Source organism: Burkholderia sp. MS455 (genome assembly GCF_016899445.1).
Lineage (GTDB): Bacteria > Pseudomonadota > Gammaproteobacteria > Burkholderiales > Burkholderiaceae > Burkholderia > Burkholderia pyrrocinia_C.
In genome coordinates, this window is record NZ_CP041778.1 from 511,658 (window position 1) to 537,142 (window position 25,485).

Annotated in this window: 21 protein-coding genes; 7 read left to right on the top strand and 14 right to left on the bottom strand. The window is 66.9% G+C overall.

What is annotated here, in order from left to right; translation table 11 throughout:
• Positions 1-5 precede the first annotated feature (5 nt).
• From FPJ27_RS06765 to FPJ27_RS06795, 7 genes are read right to left on the bottom strand one after another with little or no spacing between them, the layout of a single operon-like run.
• Positions 6-1,052 carry an ABC transporter substrate-binding protein gene (locus FPJ27_RS06765; protein WP_034182079.1) on the bottom strand — a complete coding sequence of 349 codons (1,047 nt, stop codon included), beginning with the start codon at positions 1,050-1,052 and terminating at the stop codon, positions 6-8.
• Positions 1,049-2,200 carry an FAD-binding oxidoreductase gene (locus tag FPJ27_RS06770; RefSeq protein ID WP_204422412.1) on the bottom strand — a complete coding sequence of 384 codons (1,152 nt, stop codon included), beginning with the start codon at positions 2,198-2,200 and terminating at the stop codon, positions 1,049-1,051. Before FPJ27_RS06770 ends, FPJ27_RS06765 begins: the two co-directional genes overlap by 4 nt.
• Positions 2,193-3,626: an NAD(P)/FAD-dependent oxidoreductase gene (locus tag FPJ27_RS06775; protein ID WP_204422413.1), complete on the bottom strand. Its 1,434-nt coding sequence runs from the start codon at positions 3,624-3,626 to the stop codon at positions 2,193-2,195. The genes FPJ27_RS06770 and FPJ27_RS06775 overlap by 8 nt, the downstream gene beginning before the upstream one ends.
• On the bottom strand, positions 3,623-3,970 hold the full coding sequence (locus FPJ27_RS06780; protein ID WP_204422414.1) for a (2Fe-2S)-binding protein: 348 nt from the start codon (positions 3,968-3,970) through the stop codon (positions 3,623-3,625). The genes FPJ27_RS06775 and FPJ27_RS06780 overlap by 4 nt, the downstream gene beginning before the upstream one ends.
• Positions 3,970-4,764, bottom strand: coding sequence for an ABC transporter permease (locus tag FPJ27_RS06785; RefSeq protein WP_072442145.1), 795 nt, complete (start codon positions 4,762-4,764; stop codon positions 3,970-3,972). The genes FPJ27_RS06780 and FPJ27_RS06785 overlap by 1 nt, the downstream gene beginning before the upstream one ends.
• Positions 4,761-5,711 carry an ABC transporter permease gene (locus FPJ27_RS06790; protein ID WP_204422415.1) on the bottom strand — a complete coding sequence of 317 codons (951 nt, stop codon included), beginning with the start codon at positions 5,709-5,711 and terminating at the stop codon, positions 4,761-4,763. Before FPJ27_RS06790 ends, FPJ27_RS06785 begins: the two co-directional genes overlap by 4 nt.
• The gene (locus FPJ27_RS06795) at positions 5,712-6,794 is read right to left on the bottom strand and encodes an ABC transporter ATP-binding protein (RefSeq protein ID WP_204422416.1); all 1,083 of its coding nucleotides are present in this window, start codon (positions 6,792-6,794) and stop codon (positions 5,712-5,714) included.
• Between the two features lie 294 nt (positions 6,795-7,088).
• Between FPJ27_RS06795 and FPJ27_RS06800 the strand changes: the two genes are divergently transcribed.
• A complete protein-coding gene (locus tag FPJ27_RS06800; RefSeq protein WP_204422417.1) occupies positions 7,089-7,979 on the top strand; it encodes an IclR family transcriptional regulator in 891 nt (296 codons plus the stop codon).
• A gap of 345 nt (positions 7,980-8,324) precedes the next feature.
• Complete coding sequence (locus FPJ27_RS06805; RefSeq protein ID WP_072442138.1) at positions 8,325-8,708, top strand: hypothetical protein; 384 nt, start codon at positions 8,325-8,327, stop codon at positions 8,706-8,708.
• Between the two features lie 169 nt (positions 8,709-8,877).
• Here the strand turns inward: FPJ27_RS06805 and FPJ27_RS06810 are convergent, their stop codons facing one another.
• The 3 genes from FPJ27_RS06810 to FPJ27_RS06820 form a co-directional block, all read right to left on the bottom strand.
• A complete protein-coding gene (locus tag FPJ27_RS06810) occupies positions 8,878-9,336 on the bottom strand; it encodes a hypothetical protein (protein ID WP_177318405.1) in 459 nt (152 codons plus the stop codon).
• Positions 9,337-9,581: 245 nt separating this feature from the next.
• On the bottom strand, positions 9,582-10,301 hold the full coding sequence (gene bcsS / locus FPJ27_RS06815) for a cellulose biosynthesis protein BcsS (protein ID WP_204422418.1): 720 nt from the start codon (positions 10,299-10,301) through the stop codon (positions 9,582-9,584).
• Positions 10,222-12,477, bottom strand: coding sequence for a glycosyltransferase (locus tag FPJ27_RS06820; protein WP_204422419.1), 2,256 nt, complete (start codon positions 12,475-12,477; stop codon positions 10,222-10,224). Before FPJ27_RS06820 ends, bcsS begins: the two co-directional genes overlap by 80 nt.
• 1,241 nt (positions 12,478-13,718) lie before the next feature.
• On the opposite strand from FPJ27_RS06820, the gene FPJ27_RS06825 reads away from it, so the two are divergent.
• Entirely contained in the window at positions 13,719-15,980 is a 2,262-nt protein-coding gene (locus FPJ27_RS06825) for a GGDEF domain-containing phosphodiesterase (protein WP_239483247.1), read from the top strand.
• 296 nt (positions 15,981-16,276) lie between these two features.
• Here the strand turns inward: FPJ27_RS06825 and FPJ27_RS06830 are convergent, their stop codons facing one another.
• On the bottom strand, positions 16,277-17,134 hold the full coding sequence (locus FPJ27_RS06830; RefSeq protein WP_204422421.1) for a helix-turn-helix transcriptional regulator: 858 nt from the start codon (positions 17,132-17,134) through the stop codon (positions 16,277-16,279).
• A gap of 95 nt (positions 17,135-17,229) precedes the next feature.
• On the opposite strand from FPJ27_RS06830, the gene FPJ27_RS06835 reads away from it, so the two are divergent.
• Positions 17,230-18,123 (top strand): SDR family oxidoreductase, encoded by an 894-nt coding sequence (locus FPJ27_RS06835; protein WP_204422422.1) that lies wholly within the window; start codon positions 17,230-17,232, stop codon positions 18,121-18,123.
• Positions 18,124-18,220: 97 nt separating this feature from the next.
• Here FPJ27_RS06835 and FPJ27_RS06840 read toward each other — a convergent pair whose 3' ends face one another.
• Positions 18,221-19,600 (bottom strand): FAD-containing oxidoreductase, encoded by a 1,380-nt coding sequence (locus tag FPJ27_RS06840; protein WP_204422423.1) that lies wholly within the window; start codon positions 19,598-19,600, stop codon positions 18,221-18,223.
• A 230-nt stretch (positions 19,601-19,830) separates the two neighbouring features.
• Positions 19,831-20,496 (bottom strand): hypothetical protein, encoded by a 666-nt coding sequence (locus tag FPJ27_RS06845; RefSeq protein ID WP_239483248.1) that lies wholly within the window; start codon positions 20,494-20,496, stop codon positions 19,831-19,833.
• 171 nt (positions 20,497-20,667) lie between these two features.
• On the opposite strand from FPJ27_RS06845, the gene FPJ27_RS06850 reads away from it, so the two are divergent.
• Entirely contained in the window at positions 20,668-21,306 is a 639-nt protein-coding gene (locus FPJ27_RS06850) for a LysE family translocator (protein WP_072442127.1), read from the top strand.
• Positions 21,307-21,347: 41 nt separating this feature from the next.
• Here FPJ27_RS06850 and FPJ27_RS06855 read toward each other — a convergent pair whose 3' ends face one another.
• Positions 21,348-21,635, bottom strand: coding sequence for a hypothetical protein (locus tag FPJ27_RS06855; protein WP_204422424.1), 288 nt, complete (start codon positions 21,633-21,635; stop codon positions 21,348-21,350).
• Between FPJ27_RS06855 and FPJ27_RS06860 the strand changes: the two genes are divergently transcribed.
• Entirely contained in the window at positions 21,634-22,422 is a 789-nt protein-coding gene (locus tag FPJ27_RS06860; RefSeq protein ID WP_204422425.1) for a DUF3348 domain-containing protein, read from the top strand. The two genes, FPJ27_RS06855 and FPJ27_RS06860, sit on opposite strands and share 2 nt — an antisense overlap.
• A gap of 12 nt (positions 22,423-22,434) precedes the next feature.
• The gene (locus FPJ27_RS06865) at positions 22,435-25,482 is read left to right on the top strand and encodes a DUF802 domain-containing protein (RefSeq protein WP_204422426.1); all 3,048 of its coding nucleotides are present in this window, start codon (positions 22,435-22,437) and stop codon (positions 25,480-25,482) included.
• Positions 25,483-25,485 lie beyond the last annotated feature (3 nt).

Consider the following 25,485-nt stretch of genomic DNA (forward strand, 5'->3'; position numbering starts at 1 on the left):
GAAGGTCACCGCTCGATCTGCCGGTTCCAGCGCGTATCCCACTGCGCGCGGCGCGCGTTGATCGCGGCCCAGTCGACCACCGTCACCTTGCGCACCAGGTCGTCGACATTGCCGAGGCTCTGCTGCATCCCGGCGGGCATTTTGGCGAGACGGTTTGTCGGAATCTGCTTGCCGGCCTCGGCGGCCTTCGTCTGCGCGGGCGCGGACAGCAGGAACTGCGCGAGCTTCTGCGCAAGCTGCGGATCGGGATTGTTCGCCACCACGCACAGGTCGACGAGCAGCAGCACCGGGCCTTCCTTCGGGTTCGCATATGCGACCGGAATGCCCTTGTCCTGCAGGTCGCCGACACCCGTCGGCGTGAGCGGGAACAGGCCGGCCTCGCCGGTCTGCACCATCTCGGAGATCTTCGCCGAGTTCGGGATGTACTCGACGACGTTCGGCCCGACCGTGCTCGCCCACTTGCTGAAGCCGGGCTCCACGTTCTGCTCGCTGCCGCCGAGCAGCCGGTTGATCGCGAGGAAGCCGTGCAGCCCGAACGTGCTGCTCGACGCCGACTGGAACACGACTTTGCCCTTGTATTTCGGATCGGCGAAATCCATCCACGACGTCGGCGGCGCCCAGCCCTTCTCCGCGAACAGCTTCTTGTTGTACGCGATACCGGTCATCCCGAGCTGCACGCCGGCGCCGACGTCGTCCTTCATCCGCGCGAACGGGTACAGCTCCTTCAGCACCGGCGAATCGTCGAGTTTCTGGCACACGCCGAGACTGACTGCACGCGCCATCACGCCGTCGTCGAGGAACGCGACGTGGATCTGCGGCTTGTTGCGGTTCGCAAGCAGCTTCGCGAGCACGTCCGACGACGTGCCGGGCACGACGACGACCTTCACGTTGTTTGCCTTCTCGAAGTCGGGCAGCACCTGGCTCGTATAGGCCTTTTCCATCGGCCCGCCATTCATGCCGATGTAGATCGTCTTCGTTTGCGCGAACGCGGGGGCGCTGGCGCCCGCGATGCAGAGTGCGGCGGCGGCCGCGATCGTACCGAGCAGTTTCATCGAGAGGTCTCCTCTTGGGGGAAAGGGGCGGTCGGCGCGGCTTGACGGAAGAAGCGGCCGATCGAGAATGCATCGAGTGGCGTGGCGGTTTCGCCGATCGTCACGAGATCGGCGAGCACGTCGCCGACACCGGGCGCGAGCAGGAATCCGCCGCCGGAAAAACCGAATGCGTGCAGCAGGTTCGGCGTCGTGCGGCTCGCGCCGACGATCGGGTTGTGGTCGGGCGTGCAGCCTTCGACGCCGCTCCACGTGCGGATCAGCAGCGCGTCGCGCAGCGCGGGCAGCAGCGCGCACGCGTCGCGCATCACCGCGCGCGTCGTGTCGACCGAAGGCTGGCCGAATTCGCCGTCGCCGCGGCCGCGCCCGCCGCCGATCACGCAATTGCCGCGCGCGACCTGCCGTGCGTACACGCCGCCGCCGTACACGCCGAGGTTGTGCGCGATGAACGGCGGCAGCGGTTCGGTCACCCACATGTTCGGGTAGATCGGCTCCATCGGCACGGCTTCGCCGAAGCGTTCGGCGATCGTGTTCGCCCATGCGCCGGCCGAATTGATCAGCCACGTCGCGGTGCATGCGCGGTCGCCCGCGTGAATGTGGAAGCGCGTGCCGTCGTGCCGGACGTCGTCGACCGGCGTGTGCTCGAACACGTCCGCGCCCGCCGCGCGGGCCGCGCGCGCGAACGCGGGCGACACGAGGCGCGGGTTCGCGTGGCCGTCGGTCTCGCACAGCGAGCCGCCGAGCGCCGCGCGGCCGAGCCACGGATAGCGGCGGTGGAAGGCGTCGCCGCGCATCACGTGCAGCGGCAGGCCGTGCTCGCCGGCGAGCGTCGCGTACGCGTCGAGCGCATCGAGATCGGCGTCGCTGCGCGCGAGCCGCAAGTGCCCCGACACGACGAATTCGCCGTCGATGCCGATCAGCTCGGGCAGGCGGTCCCAGATGCGCCGCGCGCGCAGCGCGAGCGGCAATTGCTCGGCGGGGCGGCCCTGGCAGCGCACGCCGCCGTAGTTCACGCCGCTCGCCTGCGCGCCGCAGTCGCGCCGCTCGAACAGCCCGACGCGCAGGCCGCGCCGCGTCAGTGCAAGCGCTGCCGATGCGCCGACGAGGCCGCCGCCGACGATCGCGACGTCGTAATGACGGGCATCACTCATCGCGCGCCTCGTCGGGAATCGCCGCGACGTCGTCACCGGCGAGCGCGGCCGAGATCGGGAACGGCTTCACCGGTGGTTGCGCGCGCAACCGGCCGACCTCGGCGAGCGGCCGGCCGGTTTCGGCGGCCAGCACGAGCGCGGCCGCGTCGCCGCACATGCGGCCCTGGCAGCGGCCCATCCCGACGCGCGTCAACGCTTTCAGCCGGTTGAGTTCGGTCGCCGCGCCGCCACGGATGCAGCGGCGCAGCGTGCCCGCATTGATCTCCTCGCAGCGGCACACGATCGTGTCGTCGGGGCAGCGCGCGGCCTGCTCGACGGGCGGCGCGAATGCCGCTTCGAGGCCCGCGCGGAATGTGCCAATGCGGGCGAGCGTGCGTTCGAGTGTCGCCGCGCCAGGCTTGCCGGACGGCGATGGCAACGCAATGTCGGCATCGTCGAGCAACGCAAGCGCCGCGCGCCGGCCCGACGCTTCGGCCGCGTCGGCGCCCGCGATGCCCGCACCGTCGCCCGCGACGTAAATGCCGCGCACCGACGTGCGGCCGGCCGCGTCGCGCTCGGGCAGCCATGCGCGGTTGACCGGATCGAACCCGAACCGGCAGCCGGCGAGATCGGCGAGCTGCGTTTCCGAACGCAGGCCGAAGCCGAGGCCGAGCGCGTCGCAATCGAGCACGCGCGGCTGCGCGTCGTCACCGGCCGCGCGCCGCGCGAGCCCGGTTACATGTTGTTCGCCGAGCACGCGTTCGAGCGTGATACCCGTTTCGATCGCGACGCCATGTGCGCGCAGCCAGCCGATGTAATAGAGCCCCTTCGCGAAGGTCGACGGCATGCGCAGCAGCGCGGGCGCGGCGGCGGCCTGGCGGCGCAGCGGGCTCGTGTCGAGCACGGCCGCGACCTGCGCGCCGGCCTTCGCATACTGGTACGCGACGAGATAAAGCAACGGCCCGGTGCCCGCGAACACGATGCGCCGGCCGATCGCGCAGCCCTGCGCTTTCAGCGCGACCTGCGCGCCGCCGAGCGTATAGACGCCCGCGAGCGTCCAGCCCGGCACGGGCAGCATGCGGTCGGTCGCGCCGCTCGCGACGATCAGGTGCGAGTACGGCACGGTGACTTCATGGCCGTCCTGCAGCGTATCGACGCGGCCCGCGCCGCATGCCCACGCGAGCGTGTTCGGCCGGTAGTCGACGTGCGGCAGCAGCGCGGCCATCGTCCGGTGCACGGCATCGGCTTTCCCGGCTTCGAATCCGTACAGCGCGCGCTTGCCGCGCGCGAAGCCGCCGTCGGCCGGCGGTTGACGATAGATCTGCCCGCCCCAGCGCGCGTTCTCGTCGATCACGACAGGGCGCAGCCCCGCGTCGACCAGTGCCTCGGCCGCACGCACGCCGGCCGGCCCCGCGCCGACAATGACCGGTTGCAGTGCGTCGCTCATTGCGTGTCTCCGGTCGCGGCCGATTGAACGGCGGTGAGAATTCGCATGCCTTCGGCGATCGGCGTCGAGCACGCGCGCATGCGCGCGCCGGCCTCGGTGCGCACCCAGCAGTCCTGGCATGCGCCGATCAGGCAGAAACCTGCGCGCGGCTGACCGCTGAATTCGCTGATGCGCACGCGGCGCTGCGCGACGAGGATCGCGGTGAGCACGGTGTCGCCGGCGAGCGCCTGCGCGGGGCGGCCGTCGAGCATGAACGCAACGGCGGCGCGCTCGCGTTCGGCGACGCGCACGAACTGCGCGCCGTCGGCCGGATCGTTTTTGGAGCGGGAAACGGGAGTCGACATCAGTGTTGGCCGATCAGGATGCGGTTCAGGCCGTACACGCGATCGAGCAGCAGCATCGCGCCGGCGGTGATGAAGATGACGAGCGCCGACACCGACGCCATCATCGGGTCGATCGATTCGGTCGCATACATGTACATGCGCACGGGCAGCGTGACCGTCTGCGGCGACGTGACGAAGATCGACATCGTTAGTTCGTCGAAACTGTTGATGAACGCGAGCAGCCAGCCGCCCGTGATGCCGGGCACGATCATCGGCAGCGTGATGCGGCGGAACGTCGTCCACGGGTCCGCGCCGAGCGAGCACGCGGCCTGCTCGATGCTGCGGTCGAGGCCTGCGACGGACGCGAGCACGAGCCGCATCACGAACGGCGTGATGACGATCATGTGCGCGAGCACGAGCCACGCGAACGAGCCGGTCGCACCGATCAGCGCGAAGAAGCGCAGCAGCGCGATGCCGAGCACGAGGCCGGGGATTACCAGCGGCGACAGCAGCAGCCCGTTCAGGAACGCGCGGCCGGGAAACGCCGCGCGGCCGATCGCAAGGCCCGCCGGCAAACCGATCGCGAGCGACAGCGTCGCCGACGCGAACGCGAGCTTCAGGCTGTTGAAGAACGCGGTGACGAAGTCGGGATAGTCGAGGATCGCACGGAACCAGCGCAGCGACAGCCCGTGGGTCGGCAGCGTCAGCGTCTCGTCGGGCGTGAACGCGACCAGCACGACGATCGCGAGCGGCGCGAGCACGAACAGCATCACGAGCGTGTGGAACGCGAGGGCGAAGGGGCCGTTCTTTCTCATCGGGATGCGCCTCCGAGGCTGCGCGCATAGCGGCGTTCGAGCACGCGGTAGTAGGTGAGCATCACGACGAGGTTCGCGACCAGCAGCAGCACCGCGATCGTCGCGCCGAGCGGCCAGTTCAGCGAGCCGAGGAACTCGTCGTAGACGGCCGTGGCCGCGACCTTCAGCCGGCGTCCGCCGAGCAGGCCGGGAATCGCGAATGCGCTGGCCGACAGCCCGAACACCATCAGGCTGCCCGACAGCACGCCCGGCATCAGCTGCGGCAGCACGATGCGGCGCAGCGTCGTGAACGGCGACGCGCCGAGCGACAGCGCCGCGTGCTCGGTCTGCGGATCGAGCCGCTGCAGCGCGGTCCACACCGGAATCACCATGAACGGCAGCATCACGTGCACCAGCGCGATCACGATCGCGAAGGTCGTGTATTCGAGCTTGTAAGGCCCGAGGCCGGCGAGCCCGAGCGCCTGGTTCACGAGCCCGCTCGTGTTCAGCAGCATGCTCCAGCCGAACGCGCGCACGACGACCGACACGAGCAGCGGCGCGAGGATCGCGAGCAGGAACAGCGAGCGCCACGGGTCGCGCATTTTCGACAGCACGTACGCTTCCGGCGTGCCGATCGCGACGCAGATCGCGGTCGTCAGCGCGGCGATGCCGAACGTGCGCATGAAGATCGTGTGGAAGTACGACGAGCCGAGCACTTCCGCGTAGTTGCCGAACTGGAGCGCGGCGATCGGCCCGGTGGCCGGGTCGTAGCGGTAGAACGTCAGCACGAACGTCATCGCGAGCGGCACGAGCACGAGCGCGGCGAACAGCACCAACGCGGGCGCGCACATCAGCCACAGCGGCGCATGCGCGCGCCACGTTGCGCGCACCGACGTACGCGGCGCACGGTGTGCGACCGCGAGGGCCGGCGCGGCGTCGGCGGGCAGCGGGCGGGAAGGCTGTCGCATTCAGGCCTCCCGGCGCATCACGCGCACCGCGTCGCTGTGCCAGTCGATGCCGACCGGCGCGCCTTCCGCGAGCGGCTCCGCGCCTTCGTTCTGGCAGCACACGAGCACTTCGCCGAGCGCGCTGTCGACGCGGTACAGCCACTGGCTGCCGAGGAAGAAGCGGCTCGTGACGGTCGCGGCGAAGCGGCCCGCATCGGGCGCGCACAGCCGCAGCTTCTCGGGACGGATGCAGACCGATACCGCATCGCCGACGCGCATGTCGCGCTCGCGCGGCGGCAGGTGCGCGGTGCGGCTCGTCTCGGCGAGATCGTGCCCGAGGTCGATGCGGATCGCGTCGCCGTCGTGCGCGACGACGGTGCCCGGCAGCAGGTTCGCCTTGCCGATGAACTGCGATACGAAGCGGTTCTCCGGGCGCTCGTAGGCCTGGTACGGCGTGTCGATCTGCGTGACGCGGCCGGCTTCCATCACGACCACGCGATCGCTGATCGACAGCGCTTCCGATTGATCGTGGGTGACCATGATCGTCGTCGTGCCGATCTTGCGCTGGATCGCGCGCAGTTCGAACTGCATGTCCTCGCGCAGCTTCGCGTCGAGGTTCGACATCGGTTCGTCGAGCAGCAGCACCGGCGGCTCGATCACGACCGCGCGCGCGATCGCGACGCGCTGCCGCTGGCCGCCCGACAGCTCGCGCGGAAAGCGGTGCGCGAGCGTATCGAGGCGCACGAGCGCGAGCGCCGCGCGGATGCGCTCCGCGCGCTCGGCCTTGTCGACGCCGCGCATGTCGAGGCCGAAGCCGACGTTCTCCGCGACGCTCATGTGCGGAAACAGCGCATAGCTCTGGAACACGATGCCGAGCCCGCGGCGGTTCGGCTTCAGGTGCGTGATGTCCTGCCCGTCGAGCGCGATGCGGCCGCGCGTGACGTCGACGAAGCCGGCGATCATCTGCAGCGTGGTGGTCTTGCCGCAGCCCGACGGCCCGAGCAGCGACACGAATTCGCCTTGTTCGACCGACAGGTTGACGTCGGCGACGGCGGTGAGCTCGCCGAAGGTTTTCGTCAGATCCGTAAGCGTGAGAAACGACATGGGGAGCTCCGGGTTTGCACACCGCGTAGCCAGTGCGCCGATGACGCGGACTCTAGCCAGCCATATTTCGGAGCGTCAATTTCGAATTCTGCTGAACGGGATGAATTTCGAAAAAATTCCGGTGAACGGAACGGATCGACGTATCGCGCGCAAATCGTTCCGATGGATGAAGGGTGGCCGGGCCGCGAAATGCGCGCGTCAATCCCGTGCACACCCGGATGCCCGTGGAATTTCGGCCGGACGACAATGGCGGATCCCATATTCCGTTCAATGAAATCGTCGAGGAGAGCCGGCATGCAGGAACCCCTTTCGTCCGGAATGCCCGGCACGCCCGCCGCGCGCGCGCCCGGCCCCGGCGACGAAGCCGACCCGGCCGGCGCGCCGGGCACCGGCATGCTGCAGCGCGCGTTCGCGATCCTGCGTGCGCTGGCCGGCATGCAGCAGGACGGCGTGCGCGTCACGCATCTCGCGAAGGCCGTCGGCCTTACGCAGGGCACCGCGCACCGGATCCTGCAATCGCTGATCGCCGAAGGGATGGTCGAGCAGGACGAGCAGTCGAAGCTGTACCGGCTGAGCGTCGATTTCTTCGCGCTCGCCGCGCTGGCCGGCAACCCGAGCAGCATGCGCACGCTGTGCCGTCCCGCGCTGCTGCGGCTGTGCGCGAGCCTCGGCGAGACGATCTTCCTGCTCGTGAAGAGCGGCTTCGACGCGGTGTGTCTCGACCTGTGCGAAGGGCCGTTCCCGATCCGCTCGTTTACCGGCGACATCGGCGGGCGCATCGCGCTCGGCGTCGGGCAGGGCAGCCTCGCGATCCTCGCGTTCCTGCCCGAAGCCGAGCGCGAGGAAGTGATCCGCTTCAACGTGCCGCGTATCCGCGGCTACGGCGTGCTCGACGAGGTGTACCTTCGCACCGAGATCGAACGCGTGCGGCAACTCGGCTACGCAGGCCGCAACAGCGGTGTGCTCGACGGGATGGCCGGCGTCGCGGTGCCGATCCTCGATCGCACCGGTTACCCGGTCGGCGCGCTGAGCGTCGGCACGCTCGCGTCGCGGCTCGGCGACGACCGGATGCCGATGGTCGTCGAACTGCTGCGGCGCCAGGCCGACGCGATCGGGCCGCGCACCAACCCGTTCGACGCCGCGCTGCGGCGGCCGATGCACGGGTTATCCGGGAAAACCGTATAGCCGCGTCACGTCGATCATCGGGCGCTGCCCGGTGCCCGGGCTGATCGATGCGGCGAAGGCGCTGTCGATCGATCGCGAAGTCGGTCCGCTCGAAGCCGGGAAGCGCCGGCCGACATCATCCTCGTCGACCGGTTCCGCCCGCACATGATGCCGATGAACATGCCGGCGTATCACGTGACGTGCTTCGCGAATGCGGCCGATGCGTGCATGACGATGGTCGGTGGAAGGGGCGACCTCGCGACCTTGCGCGTGAGGGTTTCGTCAGCGTCGGGCAACGCAACAATGCCGATGGTTGGCCGTCCGCGGACATGCTAGGATTTCTCTCAAACAACTCCGGAGACTGCTATGCCGTTCATCTGCGAAAACGTTGAATGTCGTGCCGTACTGGCTCGCGGGCAGGTCAGGTCCAAACACGAGGACGAAGGGTGGTGCTTCTACTGCCCGGACTGCAACGCCAGGAACGAGTTGAAGGATATTGGCGTGGCTGGCGGTCCTGTCGAGTTGGTACAACCTGAAAGATCCGATCTTCCGCACAAGGTCATTGCGACGGCCCGACCACTGGAGGACGGCAGATACGCCGCGCAATTGCGCGTTCAGCGGGCACTCGGCGTGAAAGGAACGTACGCGGCCGAAGAGCACTGGGAGCAGCTCGGTGTGTTCCCGGACCCGCAAGAGGCCGTAGCGCACGCGAAGTCTTTCGCAACGGATCTGCTGGAACGAACGGCCTAGTGGCGAGCGGCACGCTCGATTGCGCGATACCTGGCCATGCGCGGATCGGTACGGGAGGCCCACGACCGTGGGTCCGCGCGACAACCTGGTGCCGGGCGGCGTGCGCAACCGGGTAGCGAGTCACGCTGAATAACCCGCGAACCCCCAACGAGAGGTAACCCACCTCGTTTCACGCAGCGGCACTGACAGCGAGCTTGACGAATAGCCTGGCTGCTTCGTTGCCATGGGACAACGCACGCAGTGCGAGGGCGAGCGCCAGCTGTGCGTCGTGGGTGGCCGCGCTCCGATCCTGCTCGAAGAGTTTGACGGCGTGGCGCATGTGTTGCGCCGCTTGCGTGTGAAGCTCGACGGCCGCGGCATGAAGTTTTGCCACGTCCGCGGCACTTGCGCCCGAGCCGATCGACGATGGCGTCGTGGGTGGTGTATTGGCGCCGTGCGCGCCGGCATCGTGCGCCTGATCGATCGCATGCAACGTGTGACCATGGGCCATCATCGCCTGATGTGCGGCATGGGCAAAGTCCTTGCCTTCCTCGAAATGCCGCGACGCCTCGCGGTGATGTCGCGCGGCCTGCTCGTGGTGTGACGCCGCGGCTTCGAGATGCCCTTTCTTGCTGTGCTTCGTATTCATGCCGGCTCCTGTGCAACTTCAGGACTGATTCGGATGGCGACCGATGCGAAGACACGGTGGCGGGTCGCAGCGACGTTCCAATCTACACGCACTTGCGTCTTGTGTGGCATTTGCTTGTCGTGGGAAAGCGTTGGGCGAATCGGCCTGAATTCGAAATGTTCCGGCGACGCTCCCTAATCTCGTTGATCCGCAAAGGCTTGTCGGATTTCTTGGTCGCAAGCACCCATACGCTGCGGAGCGCAGGGTCAGAATCCCTTGGTCAGTTCGATGCCGCCATAAAAGGAACGCGGCTGGCCGCTCGTCTTCTTCACTCCGGCATAGAATCCAATGTCGAACTTATCGCCAATCTTGATGCCCGTTAGTACAAGGCCGCCTTGCGTGGCCCGATAGTCGGGGTCGCCGTGCTTGATTACTTCGACACCGGCCCACGCATCGCCAAACGTTCGATGCAGAAAACGGGCTCGGCCCCAATATGATGCCGGCCCGATCGTGTAAGAACCAATCCCGTTAAAAGCCCAATCCTCACCGAAACGCTGCTCGCCCTGCAAACCAAGCGCGAGCCCCCACTGGCTGCCGTCGGCACGTGCGTTAGCACCGGGCGGCGTCACACGGTTATGGCGAAACCGTGGGCCGGTCGAAGCTTCGACCCATCCGCGTTGCCAGGCCGCCTGCGCGCCCAGGGCTACCTCGGCTGCCTGCCCCCTGACCTTGACGGTCGTTCCGTTCGTGCCGTACTGATAGTAATAGTCGCTGATCGCGAGCCGCTGGGTCAGGAAGCGACTGGAAAAAAATGGGGCCGTGACGCCGATGTATTCGTTGCGTTCACCTTGCTCGGCGATCGATGCGCCGGCAAATATCAACGGCTGTCCTGCGAGCGCCGACGGGCTAAATGGCAGGGCGCAAGCGACGATTGCAAGCGCCAGCCGGCGAGGCATTGCTCGATTGATCGGCGAGATCTTCGTCATTTTCGTTCCCGAGATTATGCAGCGTCAGCGCATGACGCGACGTGACGTTGTATAGATGCATTTGCCCGGTAGGCGTATCCAGGCTTCCGCTCAAACTCAATGAGAGGCGCTGCGTCGTTTCGCTGCCCGCCCGGCGCTGGTGCAAAAACACATCGAGGCTCGTGTCGAGTTCGCCGTTGCTGAGGATCCACCCCATGTCGCCCGTATCGCGTACCGCCGACACGACGGTAACGGGTACCGGATGAGTGTCGCGGGACTGGTTCAAGAATCCCGGTGCCCAATGACTACCCGCACCCAGTACGCTCGTATTGATGGGGGTGCCGCGCGCAAGACGCGTCAACAGGGTTGTCCGCTGATCGGTCACGCTGCCCTGTTCGAATTGCAAACTGCTGCCAAACAGGAACGTCTCAAGCGGGCGACTCAGGTCCGCCGAGGCCCAGCTAAAGCGCAATCCGATCGTTCGATCGGAATGGGCGATGCCGCGATCGTCTCCGACGAACGTAACACTCGCCTTGGTACGTACGACGAGGTTCGGCAGGTGGATCTCGACCTCAGGGCAGCTTTCAGGCGACAACCGGGAGGGAACTTCTCCGTGGTAAAGCGCGCCGCTTGCCGAAAGATCCTCCGACAGGCCTAGAAACGACCTGCCGTCCAGCGTCAGCATCATCGGCATATGCAATGGGAAACGATATTCGGTGCGCCGGTTCTGCGCCCGGCGATGACTGAACCATGCAATGACACTCGCGGCTGCGATCGTGGCACACGCCCATACGGTGTTCGCGATGCCGGCGCCCACCGGTAACGTGCCGTGATACATCCGGTAGAGGCCGAACGGAATGCTCGACGCGGTCAGTCCTGCGACGATCAGCGACGGCAATAGCCAGAGCCAGGCGCGGCCTGCAAGCGATAATTCCTTGCTGGTGACCGAGAAACCGATCGTCCTGCGAAACAGGCCGACGGTCGTTAACATGAATGAGAAGAAGCGGACCATGCCGTACTGCTCACTCAGAAACAGCGCGCCGTAGCCCCGTGCCAGTTCCGTGTACATCAGCGACGAAAGCGCGTAGTACATCAAGAAATAGATCAGAAATTCGCTCACCGGCGCGCTGATTGGCAGGATTCCGAAGAAGAAGACCGCGGGCGAAGTAATGAAGAAGACGAGCTTTTGCCATCCTTCGAAGTAAACGAGCATCGACGCAAAGTAGTTCAGTCGCTGCGCCAACGTCAGCCCAGGGCTGGAAAGAATGCGTTCGCGCCGTAGTACCTGCATACCGCCCATGCCCCAACGAATCCGCTGTTGCAGGTAGGTTTCAATGCTGTGCGGGGCCAGGCCGAATGCAAGCGATTCCGGCTGATACACCGACCGATATCCCTGCTTGTGCAGCTTGATCGACGTGTGGATATCTTCGGTGACCGTCTCGGTCGCAAAGCCGCCGATCGCTTCCAGCGCGCTGCGGCGTAGCAGCGCGCAGCTACCGCAGAAGAAGGTCGAATTCCACGTATCCTTGCCGCGCTGGATGACCTTGAAGAAGAGCGACTGCTCGTTCCAGACGCGACGCCCTCCCATGCGATGGTTGAATGAATCGACGTTGTAGAAGTCCTGCGGTGTCTGTACGAACGCCACCATCGGATCTGCAAAGTAGCCCAGCGTCTTGTCGAGGAAGTCCTTGCGCGCTGCATGGTCCGCGTCGAAGATCGCGATGAATTCGCCATGGCTGTGTTTGAGGGCATTGTTCAGATTGCCGGCCTTCGCGTAACTGTTTTCACTTCGCGCAAGGTAGTCGCAGCCGAGTTCGCGTGCCAGCATCAGCATTTCCTCGCGATGGCCGTCGTCAAGCAACCAGGTCCGGTGCGGATATTCGATATTGAGTGCTGCCTGCAACGTGCGGCGAACCAGTTCGATCGACTCGTTATACGTCGGTACGAACACGTCGACGGTAGCATCGCGTAGCGGGGCTGGTACCGACCGTACGGCTAACCGGTAGGTCATCAAGAGGTACAGCAAGCCCGTGACGAAACCGAATAGTTCTGCGCCGTAGAGCGGGATCGAAAAAAACGGTAGATGCCAGTTGATGGCTGTCAGGCGCCAGCTGAAGTACCACAGTCCGCAGATCACGTAAGCAATCGCTATGACGGTGATATGGAGCGGCGGTTTTTCAAGGGTCAAATTATTCATGTAATGCCCCCCATCGTGTCGGGTTCAACATCATTCCCGGCAAGAGAGAAAACCAAGCGTCATATAGTGCAACGGGGGCTCCGCTGGATGACCGGTAATACGCCACGTCACATATGCCGCGAAACGGCCTCCAGCGCGGCTGCCACGATCGCCATTCCACGAAACGCGGAACTCTCGAATCTGAGGGCGGGATCTTGAAGGAAAAACGGACCGGTGAGGACCAGCGCCAAGGCCTCGAGGAGCAAGCAGACATGAGCCGTGGTCACGAGCCCGACGGCCCGGGGGCGCTCGTCGGCGACGATAACGCGCTCATGTGCTCCTCAAAATTCTCATTGATTTCGCGAAGACCGGCGGGGGAGGGTTCCAGGACCGCAGTCAGGCGATCGGCTGCTCACGCCAGCGCGCGTAGCCGGACGCTCTGGTATCGCTGGCATTCATCTATCGATATGAAGTATAGGCCGGCGTGCCGGCGTCGGCGAACATTCGGCCGACATTTTGGTATCAAGGATTCCAAAGCGTCGCGTTGTTGCCGCGGACCTGGTAGTCGACGAAGTTAAGGGCTCGAATGCTGGCCAGCGGCTGATCCGAGTGGGCGCAACCCGTTCCGCAACCTGACCATGCCGCGTCCGACCCTCGATTCGCCGTCAAGCGCGAATGAGATTCCCGGTCACTGAAGTTTGTCAGATCGATGCGCGCGACTATACTTCGATCGTCTGACGAAATTGGGCCAATCTTTGGGGCTGAGTTTGACCCAACACATACGCGGCTCGACATACAGGGTGCCGCGGTGAGTCGACGTTGACGCATTGAACCAAAGTTGCTGCAAGCGTGGAGCGGCCGGAATCGTCCAACTATCCCAAGCAATCGTGTATCTGCGGCCCGACCCGTCACCGTGGAGGCTTCGAGCGACCCCACGCCGCCGATCGGCTCGATACGAATGCGATCGCGCTGGGCGGGATCGATGCGTCCCTATACGTGTTCGGCGCACTTTTTGTCGGCGCAACACTTGAGATCCGATTCAGCGGCAACCGTTAGCGGGATTGCGGGGAGAACCTGGCATGCGTTTTCAATCTAGGCTTCACCACGGACAGGGGGAGGCACGGTCTGCGCCTCACGCCGGGGCTTACATGGAACCGCACTGGCTGCCCAGGGGCGTGCGTTCCGGCAGACACGGTGCGACGACGCCTGCAAAGGCGGGATCGTTGCCCTGGATCCACCACTGGCACCGTCAAGGGTCCTGCGTGAGCGCGCAGACCGATCCGGTCAATCGTCGCGTCCTCGTGATCAACGACAACGTTGCGGCGCACCAGAATTTCCGCAAGATTCTCGCTCGCCCACTGGACGGCGAAACTGCGCTGGCCGCAACCCAGGCGCCGTTGTTCGGCGAGGTTCCAGCCAGTCGCGCGGCGTTTCAGATCGATTCCGCCTATCAGGGCCGGGAAGCGCTGGAGCGGGTCGTGCATGCGCTGGCGGAGAACAAACCCTATGCGATGGCCTTTGTCGACACGCACATGCTGCACGGTTGGGACTGCTTTCAGACCATCGAGCGACTCTGGCAAGTGGATCCGAAGCTGCAGGTTGCCCTATGCAGCCCGCATTCCGATCCCCCTTGGGGCACCCTGGCCAGGCGCTTGGGCGCAGACGACCGGCTGCTCATTCTCAAGAAGCCATTGAACAACATCGAGGTCCGTCAGACGGCGAGCGTGCTGACCACGAAGTGGCAGATGACGAAAGAGGCGGCCTTCAAGACGAGCGACCTGGAAGAGGTCGTCGAGGAAAGAATCGATGCGCTTGCCGAAGCCAACATCATCGTCCAGAACAGTCCGGTCATCCTTTACCGTCTGCGCGGCGTGCCGTCGTTTCCGCTCATCTACATATCGCATGACATCGCCAGGTTCGGCCACGACCGCGCTGCCTTGCTCGCTTCGCCAGTCTGGGCCAACGAGCTTGTCGCGCCGGACGACCAGGCCAAAGTCGATGCGGCACTGGCGCGAGTATTGGACAAGGACACCGAAGGCGTCTCGATCGAGTTCCGCTTGCGCACTGGCGACGGCGCTTACCGTTGTGTCGAGAATCGCTATGTTCCGGTCCGCGACAAGGAGGGACGGCTGATCGAAGTCGAAGGGATCATCATCGACATTGCCGAGCGCAAGGCAGCGGAGGAAAAGATCGCGCGGCTCGCTCACACCGATGCGCTCACGGGATTGGCGAATCGGGCCGGCTTCCTCGCGCGGGTGCGCCAGGCTTTCGCTGCAGCCCGACACGGCACCATGCCGTTTGCGATCTTGTTTGTCGCTCTCGACCGCTTCAGGCTGGTCAACGACAGACTGGGTTATCCGATCGGCGACCTGTTGCTTCGGGAGGTGGCGGAGCGTCTCGGGAATTGTGCTCGGGAAAGCGACCTGGTTGCCCGGTTGGGCGGCGATGCGTTTGCCGTGCTGCAGGGCGAGATGGTCGAGCCGGCGGACGCCGGGGCACTGGCTGCGAAGCTCCAGGCGGCGCTGTCGGCTCCCTATCTGCTTGATGGCAACGATGTGCGGATTTCGGCGAGCATCGGCATCCGTGCGTACGTCCAGGGCGACAGTGGAGCGGACGCCATGCTGATGCAGGCCGATTTGGCGCTCCAGCGCGCGAAGCATCAGGGCGGCAACCGGTACCGCTTTCATTCCGACGAACTCGACCAGGAAGTACGCGAACGTGTCGCACTCGCCGACGACTTGAGAGGAGCGATGGATCGCGGCGAGCTGGAACTCCAGTACCAACCCGAGGTCGAGTTGTCCTCCGGAAACATTCTCGGAATGGAAGGGCTGGTTCGCTGGCATCACCCGACGCGGGGCCTCATTGCCCCCGGTGTGTTCATTCCGATCGCAGAGAGGGACGGCACCATGGCAGCGCTTGGTCGCTGGGTGCTGGATCAGGCGTGCCGGCAAATGAGAGCGTGGCGCGACGAGGGGGTGGCCCCGCTGATGATCGCGATCAATCTGTCTTTGTTCGAGCTCTGGAGTGCTCAAACGTTCGTGCGCGATGTCGCTGAAGCGGCCGCGAAATGGCGCCTCGCCCCCTCCGATCTGGAATTCGACGTGACCGAGGCGACTCTGGCCAGGCTGTCGTGGGCACAAAGCGACATACTCCCGCAGCTGCATGCGCTCGGCGCGAAGCTTGCCATTGATGATTTCGGTAGCAATTACGCGTCATTTGAGTATGTCAAGGCTTATCGCGTGAACCATCTCAAGATCGCGCGATCCCTCATCCACCGGTCGACCAGCGATCCCGAGAGCGCGGCGACGATACGTGCCATCGTCACCTTTGCGCACAGTATCGGGATCGGCGTCATTGCCCAAGGTGTGGAGACCGAGCAACAGCGTGCGCTGCTGGCTGCGACGAATCGGGCGACGAGTGCGCAAGGCTTCCGTTTCAGCGAAGCAGTGGGGGCCGCTCGCGCCAGCGAACTCCTGCGCCAAGGCCACATCGCGCCATGCGCGGCGCCGTGTCCGGAAGGGTAGGCGTTCGATTGTCGCGGCTGCACGTTCCGCACGGGTACCCGTTGACGAAAATCGAAAGCCGACACGCATAGCGCATCGATGGTGCCGGAGCCGACTGGCTGGTTCGGCCGATTCGGGTCGTCAAGCGACATCCGCGGCAATCCGCGAAGAATTTCTTGCATCGACGTCCCGATTGCCGGAAACGAAGCAGGGGCGTCGCGCGTTGATGCGCGACGCCCCCTCGCGTTTTCCGCCGGCCGCTACCGGCCACCGCAAGTGCGGATTGCGACGGGGCGCGGCGGGGTGGCGGGGCATCGTTACGCGGCCGATGCGTGTTCTGTGCCGGCTTGTTCGCGCGCCGCGACCAGCGTCCGGATGCGCGCGCGATCGGCGGCCGTTTCCGGCGTGAAAATCACGAGCGTCAGGTCGGGCCGGCCGTTTACCGCGAACGCCGAGTATTCGAGCGCGATCCGCCCGACGGCCGGATGGCGGATTTCCTTGGTACCTTCTTCGTGCGCGCGGATATCGTGGTCGCGCCACAGTGCATCGAACTCCGCACTCGTCGCACGCATTTCGTCGACGAAGGCCTGCACGGTTTGCGTTGCGCCGCCGCGCGCGACGTCGGCGCGAAACGCGCCCACGGCGAACCGCGCGACCTGTTTCCAGTTCGACTGCGCATCGCGCACGCGCTGATCGACGAAGATCAGCCGCAGGATGTTGCGTCGCTCCGGCGGCAGCGTCGCATAGTCGGTCAGCGTCGCTGCCGCCGCGTCGTTCCATGCGACGACGTCCCACGTCGCCGAGCGCACGATCGCCGGGCTCGCTTCGAGCGAATCGAGCACGTGCTGCAGTCGGGGTGTCACGCTGTCGGTCGCGTGGTAGCGCACTTCGGGCGGATGGCCGACGCCGATCAGGAACAGGTGCTCGCGTTCGGCGTCGTTCAGCATCAGCGCATTCGCGAGCCGGTCCAGCACGTCGGCCGACGGCGCGCCGCCGCGCCCCTGTTCGAGCCACGTGTACCACGCGGCGCTCACGTGCGCGCGCTGCGCGACTTCCTCGCGCCGCAAGCCCGGTGTGCGGCGGCGCGCGACGGGCAGGCCGAGCGCGGCCGGGTCGAGTTTCTCGCGGCGATCCCGAAGGTACGCGCCGAGCAGGTTGTCGGGTCCGTCTGCCATAGCCTGTTAGTTCGTTTACCGGTAAACCGTCACGTCTTCACCGCGAGCGGCCGTCGACAGATAGTAATCCTCCATTCCATCCGGAGGTGCTGAACATGCGTGTCTTTGTCACTGGAGCATCGGGATTCGTCGGCTCCGCCGTCGTTGCCGAACTCGTTGCCGCCGGCCATTCGGTGCTCGGGCTTGCACGGTCCGATGCGGCCGCCGCGTCGGTTGCGGCCGCAGGCGCCGACGTCCATCGCGGGTCGCTGGAGGATCTCGACAGCCTGGCGCGCGGTGCCGATGTCGCCGATGCGGTGATCCATACGGGATTCAATCACGACTTCTCGCGCTTTGCGGAGAACTGCGAACTCGACCGACGTGCGATCGAGACAATCGGTGCGGTGCTCGCGGGCTCGGCGCGGCCACTCGTCGTCACGTCGGGCCTGGCGCTCGTCGCGCCCGGCCGCGCAGCGACCGAGGACGATCCGCACGTGCCGGTTTCGGCGGCCTATCCGCGCGCATCCGAAGCCACTGCGGTCGCGCTCGAAGCGCGTGGCGTGCATGCGTCGGTCGTGCGCTTGCCGCCGTCCGTGCACGGCGACGGCGATCACGCGTTCGTGCCGCGCCTGATCGCAGTCGCGAGAGAGAAGGGTGCATCGGCCTATCTCGGCGATGGCGGCAATCGCTGGCCTGCCGTGCACCGGCTCGACGCGGCACGCGTTTATCGGCTCGCGATCGAACGCGGCGCGGCCGGCGCGCGTTATCACGCGGTCGACGATACGGGGGTGCCGTTCCGCGACATCGCGGCGGTGATCGGCCGGCGGCTGAACGTGCCGGTCGTCGCGAAATCAGCGGCGGAAGCGGGCGAGCACTTCGGCTGGTTCGCGATGTTCGCGGGAATGGATGCGCCCGCAACCAGCGAGCGCACGCGTGCATGGCTCGACTGGGCGCCGACGCAGCCGGGGCTGATTGCCGATATCGACCGGCCGCGGTATTTCGAAAGCTGAGCGGGCGGCGCGCACCGTTGTGGGCGGGCGATTCGCGGAGGCTGCCTGCCGCCTGCCGCCTGCCGCCTGCCGCCTGCCGCCTGCCGCCCGCCGCGCGTCATTCGACCGGATGCAGATCCTGCAGCAGCGTCGGCACGAGTTCCGACACGGTCGGATGGATGTGCATCGCGCGGCTGATCGTCGTGTACGGCGCGCCCGCGGCCATCACGTCGAGCATCCCGTGCACGACCTCGTCGCCCGTCACGCCGAGGATCGACGCGCCGAGGATCGCGTGGCTGTCCGCGTCGACGATCACTTTCATGAAACCCTGGCTTTCGCCTTTTTCGACCGCACGGCCGACGCGCGTCATCGGGCGCGTGCCGACGAGCAGCCTGCGGCCCGTCTGCTTCGCTTCCGCGAGCGTCATGCCGACGCGGCCGAGCGGCGGATCGATATACATCGCGTAAGCCGCGATGCGGTCGGACACCTTGCGCGGATCGCCGTCGAGCAGGTTGGCCGCGACGATCTCGTAGTCGTTGTACGCCGTGTGCGTGAACGCGCCGCGCCCGTTGCAATCGCCGAGCGCCCAGATGCCGGGCACGTTCGTGCGCAACTGCTCGTCGACGGTGATATAGCCGCGCGCGTCCGTCTCGACACCCGCACGGTCGAGCCCGAGATCGTCGGTGTTCGGCACGCGCCCGACCGCGAGCAGCAGGTGCGAGCCCTCGACCTCGCGGCCGCCGCCCGCGCAGTCGAGGCCGACCGCGATGCCGTCGCCGTCGCGCCGCGCGCTCAGGCAGTTCGCGTCGAGCTGCACGTCGATCCCTTCGTTTTCGAGGATCTCGCGCACGGCTTGCGACACGTCGTCGTCCTCGCGGCGGATCAGGCGCGAGCCCTTCTCGACGATCGTGACCTTCGACCCGAAGCGGCGGTACATCTGGCCGAATTCGAGCCCGACGTAGCTGCCGCCGACGATCACGAGATGCTCGGGCAGGAAGTCGACGTCCATCATCGTCGAGTTGGTGAGGTATGGCACCGAGTCGAGGCCCGGCATCGCCGGCACCTGCGCGCGTCCGCCGACGTTGATGAAGATGCGTTCCGCTTCGAGCAGTTCGTCGCCCACGCGCACCGCGTCGGCGCGCTCGAATCGGGCATGACCCTGACACACGGTCGTGTTCGCGAGGCCGCGCACCCATTGTTCGACGCCATGGTTCGAGCGGCCGGAGATCTGGTCCTTGCGCGCCTTCACGGCTTTCATGTCGACGGTGACGGCGCCGCCGACCGACACGCCGTATTCGGCGGCGCGCCGCGCGAGCTGCGCGGCGTATGCGCTCGCGATCAGCGTCTTGGTCGGAATGCAGCCGGTGTTCACGCAGGTGCCGCCGAAGCGGCCGCGTTCGACGATCGCGACTTTCATCCCGGCGGCGGACAGCCGCGCGGCGAGCGGCGGCCCGGCTTGCCCGGTGCCGATGACGATTGCATCGAAGTGTTGCGTCATGACGTCCTCCTGCGTGGGTGCAACGAGGGAAGGCGTGCGGGCGAGCCGCGTGCGGTGGCGGCGCACGGTCGCGCGACGGCGAGCGCCTTATGGTAGTCCTGTTGGCGTGCGCTCGCGAGCACCGGAAGGGCGGGCGACGCAGGGAGCGCGACAGACGGGCCACGCGCCGGTGCGGGTACGAGGCGGCCGGCGCGCGGCGCAACGGGTCGCAGCGCGTTGCGCCGGTCGCTTCAGTCCTTGCGTTTCCATTGACCGAACGTGATCGGCCGGTGCGAGTCGGCGCGCGTGACGGTGACGCGGTCGGGTTTGTCGTCGAGCGGAAACGATTCCGTGACGATCTGGTTCGAAAATACCCAGCCGTGCGTGCGCGGGTCGTAGCGAAACGTCACGTAGTCGCTCCAGTGCTGTCCGCACGCGACGACGTTCTGCACGGTGAAATAGCGGCCTTTTACGGAGAGGCCGTCGTCGGCGAACTCGAACGGATCGCACTGGCCGCCTTCGTTCGCGCGCAGGACGACCTGGTCGTTGCGCGTGGCGAGCCGGAACGTGTGGTCGGGCTGTTCCTCGTAGATCAGCAGCGGGCGCGGCGACGGCTGCTCGCGCGTGTCGGTCAAGCGATGCACGACGACCAGAAAGCTGTGCAGCCCGTTGCCGAGATCGGGCCCGGCTTGCGCGAGCAGCGGCTGGTAGCCGGGCGGCAGTTGCGTGGCGATCGACTTCGGCAGGTCGCCGGCCCATGCGTTGAACGAGAGTGCGGCGAGCAGCGGGACGAGGGCCCGGCGTGTTGTCGTGCCGATCGCGGATCCCGCCCGGAAAACCCGGTGTCCGGCACTGGATTGAAGGCGAACGACGACACGGGCATCGTCGGGATAACGGGCGGCGCGGATCTCGATCATGGGCGTCGGCGCGGGATGACAGGAAAGAGGGCCAGCATAGCAGCGCGCGGCCGCTTTCGGTCACGCGCGAAGCGTGCCAGAATCGGCGGCTCGACCGTCGGAAACGACATCGACCGTCGGAAACGACACGCAGGCGCCGGCGCATCGGCGTCGCTGACCAAGGAGACTTCGATGACCGCATCGGCTGCCGTACTTGCGATCCTGGCCGCGCTGTGGCTAGGCGCGATGATTCCGGGCCCGAGCTTCGTGCTGGTTGCCCGCAATTCGATCGGACTGTCGCGCCGCGACGGGCTCGCCACCGCGCTCGGCATGGGCATGGGCGGCATCGTGTTCGGCGGCGTCGCGCTGGCCGGGCTCTATACGCTGCTGCAGGCCGTCGAATGGCTGTATGTGGGCCTGAAGATCGCGGGCGGCGCGTACCTGATCTACATGGCGTCGAAGATCTGGCGCGGCGCCGACCGGCCGATCGCGATGGACGATCCGCAGGCCGTGGCCGGCGGCAGCGCGCGCAAGTCGTTCTGGACGGGCCTCACGACCCAGCTCAGCAACCCGAAGACGGCGATCTGGTACGGCAGCATCTTCGCGGCGCTGCTCCCCCAGCATCCGCCGCTGTGGTGCTACCTCGCGCTGCCGCCGCTCGTGTTCGGCGTCGAGTTCGGCTGGTACACGATCGTCGCGCTGTGCTTTTCCACGCGTCGGCCGCGCGAGCTCTACCTGCGCGCGAAGAAATGGGTCGACCGCATCGCGGCCGGCGCGATCACGCTGCTCGGGCTGCGGCTGATCCTGAATGCACCGAAAGCGGGGATCTGACTGCTTCGCCCCCCGGTCTGCATCGCATGGTGGCCGGCCATTCATTTGGTCGGCCGCCGGAGCGAACTGCTCGAACCGCGCACCACGCTTCCGGAAACGCGTTCTTCTTCCTCATGACACACCGGGCGATGCGCCCGGCGCTCCGATCCCGGCGGCTCGCCGAGCCGCCGACGACGGTGGTCCCGGCTACCCGCCACCGCCCGCGGAGCCTTGCGCGACGGGTGTTCGCGTGTGTCGCCCGGTGCGCCGGACGGCGCCGCTTCCCCGATTCTGGCGGTCGCCTCCCCGACGACGTGTAAACTGCTGCCTTTTTTGACGGTTTGCAGCATGGTGCAAGCTCCTCCGCGCCCGGCATTGAGCGGTCCGACCCTCGTCCGGCTGCTCGCGCGCCTGGCCGATGCCGACGTCGCGGAATCCCGGCAGACGCTGTCCGACCGGCTGAGCCAGTGGCTCGGCTGGACCGACGCGATCACGCTGTCGTCCGCGCTGAGCACGAGCCCGCCCGGCGTCGCGGCCGGCGTGCGCGGCTACGACGCGGAGCGCGACTGCGCGCGCGTGCGCCACGATCTCGCGCAGGCGATCACGGCCACCAACCGGCCGCGTACGCGGCGCCGGCCCGGCGACATGCCGCCGCCGGCCGCCGACACGGCCGATTTCGCGGACTTCCGCCAGCGCTATCTGTCCCTGCAGCAGGAGATGGAAACGGCGATCGGCCAGTTGCGCGGCCGCCTGCGGGTCGCGCTCGCCGCGCGTTCGTCCGGGATGGCGCGGCTCGCGACGCTCGACACGATCATGGAGCGCGTGCTCGGCGCGCGCGAGCGCAGCCTGCTGTCGGCCGTGCCCGTGCTGCTCGGCATGCGCTTCGGGCGGCTGCGCGAAGCGGAACGGCAAGCGCTGGCCGATGCCGAATCCGCTGCTGCAGCCGACCCGGCCGGTACGGCTGACGACGGCGCGGTTGCCGGCGGCACGGTTGCCGGCGGCACGGCCGTCGTGGCGATCGTGCCCGGCGCATGGCTCGACACGTTTCGAGACGAAATGCAGAGCATCCTGCTCGCCGAACTCGAAGTCCGGTTTCAAACGGTAGACGGGCTGCTCGCGGCCCTTCGCACCTGCTAATCAACACGCTCTATGTCCAGAATTCGCATTGATCTCGTTGTCTTCGTCGCCGGTCTGCTCGCAGTGGGCTGGATCGGCGCCGGCTATGTCGCGTCGAACCCGCTGGCGACGGCCGTCACGCTGCTGATCGGCGCGTGCTACGTCGCCGGCGCATGGGAACTGCTGCGCTACAAGCAGGCGACCGCCACGCTGTCGCACGCGGTCGCGGGCCTGGCCGAGCCGCCGGCGAAGCTCGACGCGTGGCTCGACACGCTGCACCCGGGCCTGCGCGGCGCCGTGCGTGCGCGTGTCGAAGGCGCGCGCGTCGCGCTGCCGGGCCCGGCGCTCACGCCGTATCTGGTCGGCCTGCTGGTGCTGCTCGGCATGCTCGGCACGCTGCTCGGGATGGTCGTGACGCTGAAGGGCACGGGCGCCGCGCTCGAAAGCGCGACCGATCTCGACGCGATCCGCGCATCGCTGATCGCGCCGGTGAAGGGGCTCGGCTTCGCGTTCGGCACGTCGATCGCCGGTGTCGCGACGTCCGCGATGCTCGGGCTGCTGTCCGCGCTCGTGCGCCGCGAGCGGATCGACGTAGCGCAGCAGCTCGACGCGAAGATCGCGACGACGCTGCGCGTGCATTCGTCCGCGCACCAGCGCGACGAATCGTTCCGGCTGCTGCAGCGCCAGGCCGACGTGATGCCGGCGCTCGTCGACCGGCTGCAGACGATGATGACGACGCTCGAGGCGCGCAGCGTCGCGCTGCACGACCGCCAGCTCGAAAGCCAGCAGGCGTTTTTCGACCGGACCGAGCGCGCGTATGCGGGCCTCGCGTCGAACGTCGGCGACGCGCTGAAGGAAAGCGCCGCCGAGAGCGCGCGCGTGGCCGGCGCCGCGCTGCAGCCGGTCGTCGCCGCGACGATGACGGGGCTCGCGCAGGAGATGGCCGCGCTGCGCGACACCGTGACGGGCGCCGTGCAGCGCCAGCTCGACGGGCTGACGGACGGCTTCGAGAAGACCACCGGCAACGTGACGGCCGTCTGGAACCGCGCGCTCGACGAACAGCGCCGCGCGGGCGATGCCGTCGCGCAGCAACTGCAGACGACGCTCGGCCAGTTCACCGACACGTTCGCGCAGCGTTCGACGGATCTGCTCGACGGCGTCGCGACGCGCCTCGAATCGACCGAAGGCCGCCTGTCGGACGTGTGGCGCGAAGCGCTGTCGCGCCAGGAGCAGGTCGGCGAGACGCTGGCCGGCCAGCACGCACGCGCGCTGGGCGAAGCGGCCGCGACGTTCGAGCGGCATTCGAGCGCGACGCTCGCCGCGATGCGCGAGTCGCACGCCGGGCTGCAGACCGAACTGGCCGCGCGTGACGAACAGCGCCTCGCCGCGTGGAAAGACTCGCTGGCCGCGATGGCCGCGAAGCTCGGCGACGAATGGCAGCGCGCGGGCGTGCATAGCGCGGGCCGTCAGCAGGAAATCTGCGACGCGCTTGCGCAGACGACGCGCGATCTCACCACGCAGGCCGCCACGTTCGAACAACGCTCGAACGAACTGCTGACGACGATCCGCGATTCGCACACGGGCCTGCAAACGCAACTCGCCGCACGCGACGAAGAACGCCTGTCTGCGTGGAACGATTCGCTGGCCGCGATGGCGACGAAGCTTGGCGACGAATGGCAGCGCGCAGGCGTGCACAGCGCAGGCCGTCAGCAGGAAATCTGCGACGCGCTTGCTCAAACGACACGCGACCTCACCACGCAGGCTTCGACCTTCGAGCAACGCTCGAACGAACTGTTGTCGACGATTCGTGATTCGCACACGGGCCTGCAATCGCAACTCGCCGCACGCGACGAAGAACGCCTGTCCGCGTGGAACGACTCGCTGGCCGCGATGGCGACGAAGCTTGGCGACGAATGGCAGCGCGCAGGCGTGCACAGCACAGGCCGTCAGCAGGAAATCTGCGACGCGCTTGCTCAAACGACACGCGACCTCACCACGCAGGCTTCGACCTTCGAGCAACGCTCGAACGAACTGTTGTCGACGATTCGCGATTCGCACACGGGCCTGCAGACGGAACTGGCTGCACGCGACGAAGAACGCCTGTCTGCGTGGAACGACTCGCTGGCCGCGATGGCCGCGAAGCTCGGCGACGAATGGCAGCGCGCAGGCGTGCACGGCGCAGGCCGTCAGCAGGAAATCTGCGATGCGCTCGCACAAACGACGCGCGATCTCACCACGCAGGCCGCCACGTTCGAACAACGCTCGAACGAACTGCTGACGACGATCCGCGATTCGCACACGGGCCTGCAAACGCAACTCGCGGCGCGCGACGAACAGCGCCTCGCCGCATGGAACGATTCGCTCGCCGCGATGGTGGCCGCGCTGCGCGACGAATGGGCGCAGACGAGCGCGCTGGCCGCGACGCGCCAGCAGGACATCTGCGACACGCTGGCCCGTACCGCGAACGACATCACCGCGCAGGCGCAGGTGCATGCGAGCGACACGATCAACGAGATCGCGCGCCTCGTGCAGGCCGCGTCGGAGGCGCCGAAGGCCGCGGCCGACGTCGTCGCCGAGCTGCGCCAGCGCCTGTCCGACAGCATGGTGCGCGATACCGCGACGCTCGAGGAACGCAGCCGCCTGCTCGCGACGCTCGAAACGCTGCTCGGCGCGGTCAACCACGCATCGACCGAACAGCGCACCGCGATCGACGCGCTCGTCAGCACGTCGGCCGACCTGCTCGACCGCGTCGGCGCTCGCTTCAACGACACCGTCGATGCCGAAACGCGCAAGCTCGATTCGGTGGCCGCGCAGGTCACTGCCGGCGCGGTTGAGGTCGCGAGCCTCGGCGATGCGTTCGGGATGGCCGTGCAGGTGTTCGGCGAATCGAACGACAAGCTGCTGTCTCATCTGCAGCGCATCGAGGCCGCGCTCGAGAAATCGCTCGCGCGTAGCGACGAGCAGCTCGAGTACTACGTCGCGCAGGCGCGCGAGGTGATCGACCTGAGCGTGATGTCGCAGAAGCAGATCGTCGAAGACTTGCAGCAGCTCGCCGGCCGGCGGGCGCCTGTCGGAGCGTAACGC

What these genes read in the sequence shown, in the direction of transcription:
- FPJ27_RS06765 (WP_034182079.1), bottom strand. Translation starts at nt 1,052, where the DNA reads ATGAAACTGCTCGGTACGATCGCGGCCGCCGCCGCACTCTGCATCGCG.
- FPJ27_RS06770 (WP_204422412.1), bottom strand. Translation starts at nt 2,200, where the DNA reads ATGAGTGATGCCCGTCATTACGACGTCGCGATCGTCGGCGGCGGCCTC.
- FPJ27_RS06775 (WP_204422413.1), bottom strand. Translation starts at nt 3,626, where the DNA reads ATGAGCGACGCACTGCAACCGGTCATTGTCGGCGCGGGGCCGGCCGGC.
- FPJ27_RS06780 (WP_204422414.1), bottom strand. Translation starts at nt 3,970, where the DNA reads ATGTCGACTCCCGTTTCCCGCTCCAAAAACGATCCGGCCGACGGCGCG.
- FPJ27_RS06785 (WP_072442145.1), bottom strand. Translation starts at nt 4,764, where the DNA reads ATGAGAAAGAACGGCCCCTTCGCCCTCGCGTTCCACACGCTCGTGATG.
- FPJ27_RS06790 (WP_204422415.1), bottom strand. Translation starts at nt 5,711, where the DNA reads ATGCGACAGCCTTCCCGCCCGCTGCCCGCCGACGCCGCGCCGGCCCTC.
- FPJ27_RS06795 (WP_204422416.1), bottom strand. Translation starts at nt 6,794, where the DNA reads ATGTCGTTTCTCACGCTTACGGATCTGACGAAAACCTTCGGCGAGCTC.
- FPJ27_RS06800 (WP_204422417.1), top strand. Translation starts at nt 7,089, where the DNA reads ATGCAGGAACCCCTTTCGTCCGGAATGCCCGGCACGCCCGCCGCGCGC.
- FPJ27_RS06805 (WP_072442138.1), top strand. Translation starts at nt 8,325, where the DNA reads ATGCCGTTCATCTGCGAAAACGTTGAATGTCGTGCCGTACTGGCTCGC.
- FPJ27_RS06810 (WP_177318405.1), bottom strand. Translation starts at nt 9,336, where the DNA reads ATGAATACGAAGCACAGCAAGAAAGGGCATCTCGAAGCCGCGGCGTCA.
- bcsS (WP_204422418.1), bottom strand. Translation starts at nt 10,301, where the DNA reads ATGACGAAGATCTCGCCGATCAATCGAGCAATGCCTCGCCGGCTGGCG.
- FPJ27_RS06820 (WP_204422419.1), bottom strand. Translation starts at nt 12,477, where the DNA reads ATGAATAATTTGACCCTTGAAAAACCGCCGCTCCATATCACCGTCATA.
- FPJ27_RS06830 (WP_204422421.1), bottom strand. Translation starts at nt 17,134, where the DNA reads ATGGCAGACGGACCCGACAACCTGCTCGGCGCGTACCTTCGGGATCGC.
- FPJ27_RS06835 (WP_204422422.1), top strand. Translation starts at nt 17,230, where the DNA reads ATGCGTGTCTTTGTCACTGGAGCATCGGGATTCGTCGGCTCCGCCGTC.
- FPJ27_RS06840 (WP_204422423.1), bottom strand. Translation starts at nt 19,600, where the DNA reads ATGACGCAACACTTCGATGCAATCGTCATCGGCACCGGGCAAGCCGGG.
- FPJ27_RS06845 (WP_239483248.1), bottom strand. Translation starts at nt 20,496, where the DNA reads ATGATCGAGATCCGCGCCGCCCGTTATCCCGACGATGCCCGTGTCGTC.
- FPJ27_RS06850 (WP_072442127.1), top strand. Translation starts at nt 20,668, where the DNA reads ATGACCGCATCGGCTGCCGTACTTGCGATCCTGGCCGCGCTGTGGCTA.
- FPJ27_RS06860 (WP_204422425.1), top strand. Translation starts at nt 21,634, where the DNA reads ATGGTGCAAGCTCCTCCGCGCCCGGCATTGAGCGGTCCGACCCTCGTC.
- FPJ27_RS06855 (WP_204422424.1), bottom strand. Translation starts at nt 21,635, where the DNA reads ATGCTGCAAACCGTCAAAAAAGGCAGCAGTTTACACGTCGTCGGGGAG.
- FPJ27_RS06865 (WP_204422426.1), top strand. Translation starts at nt 22,435, where the DNA reads ATGTCCAGAATTCGCATTGATCTCGTTGTCTTCGTCGCCGGTCTGCTC.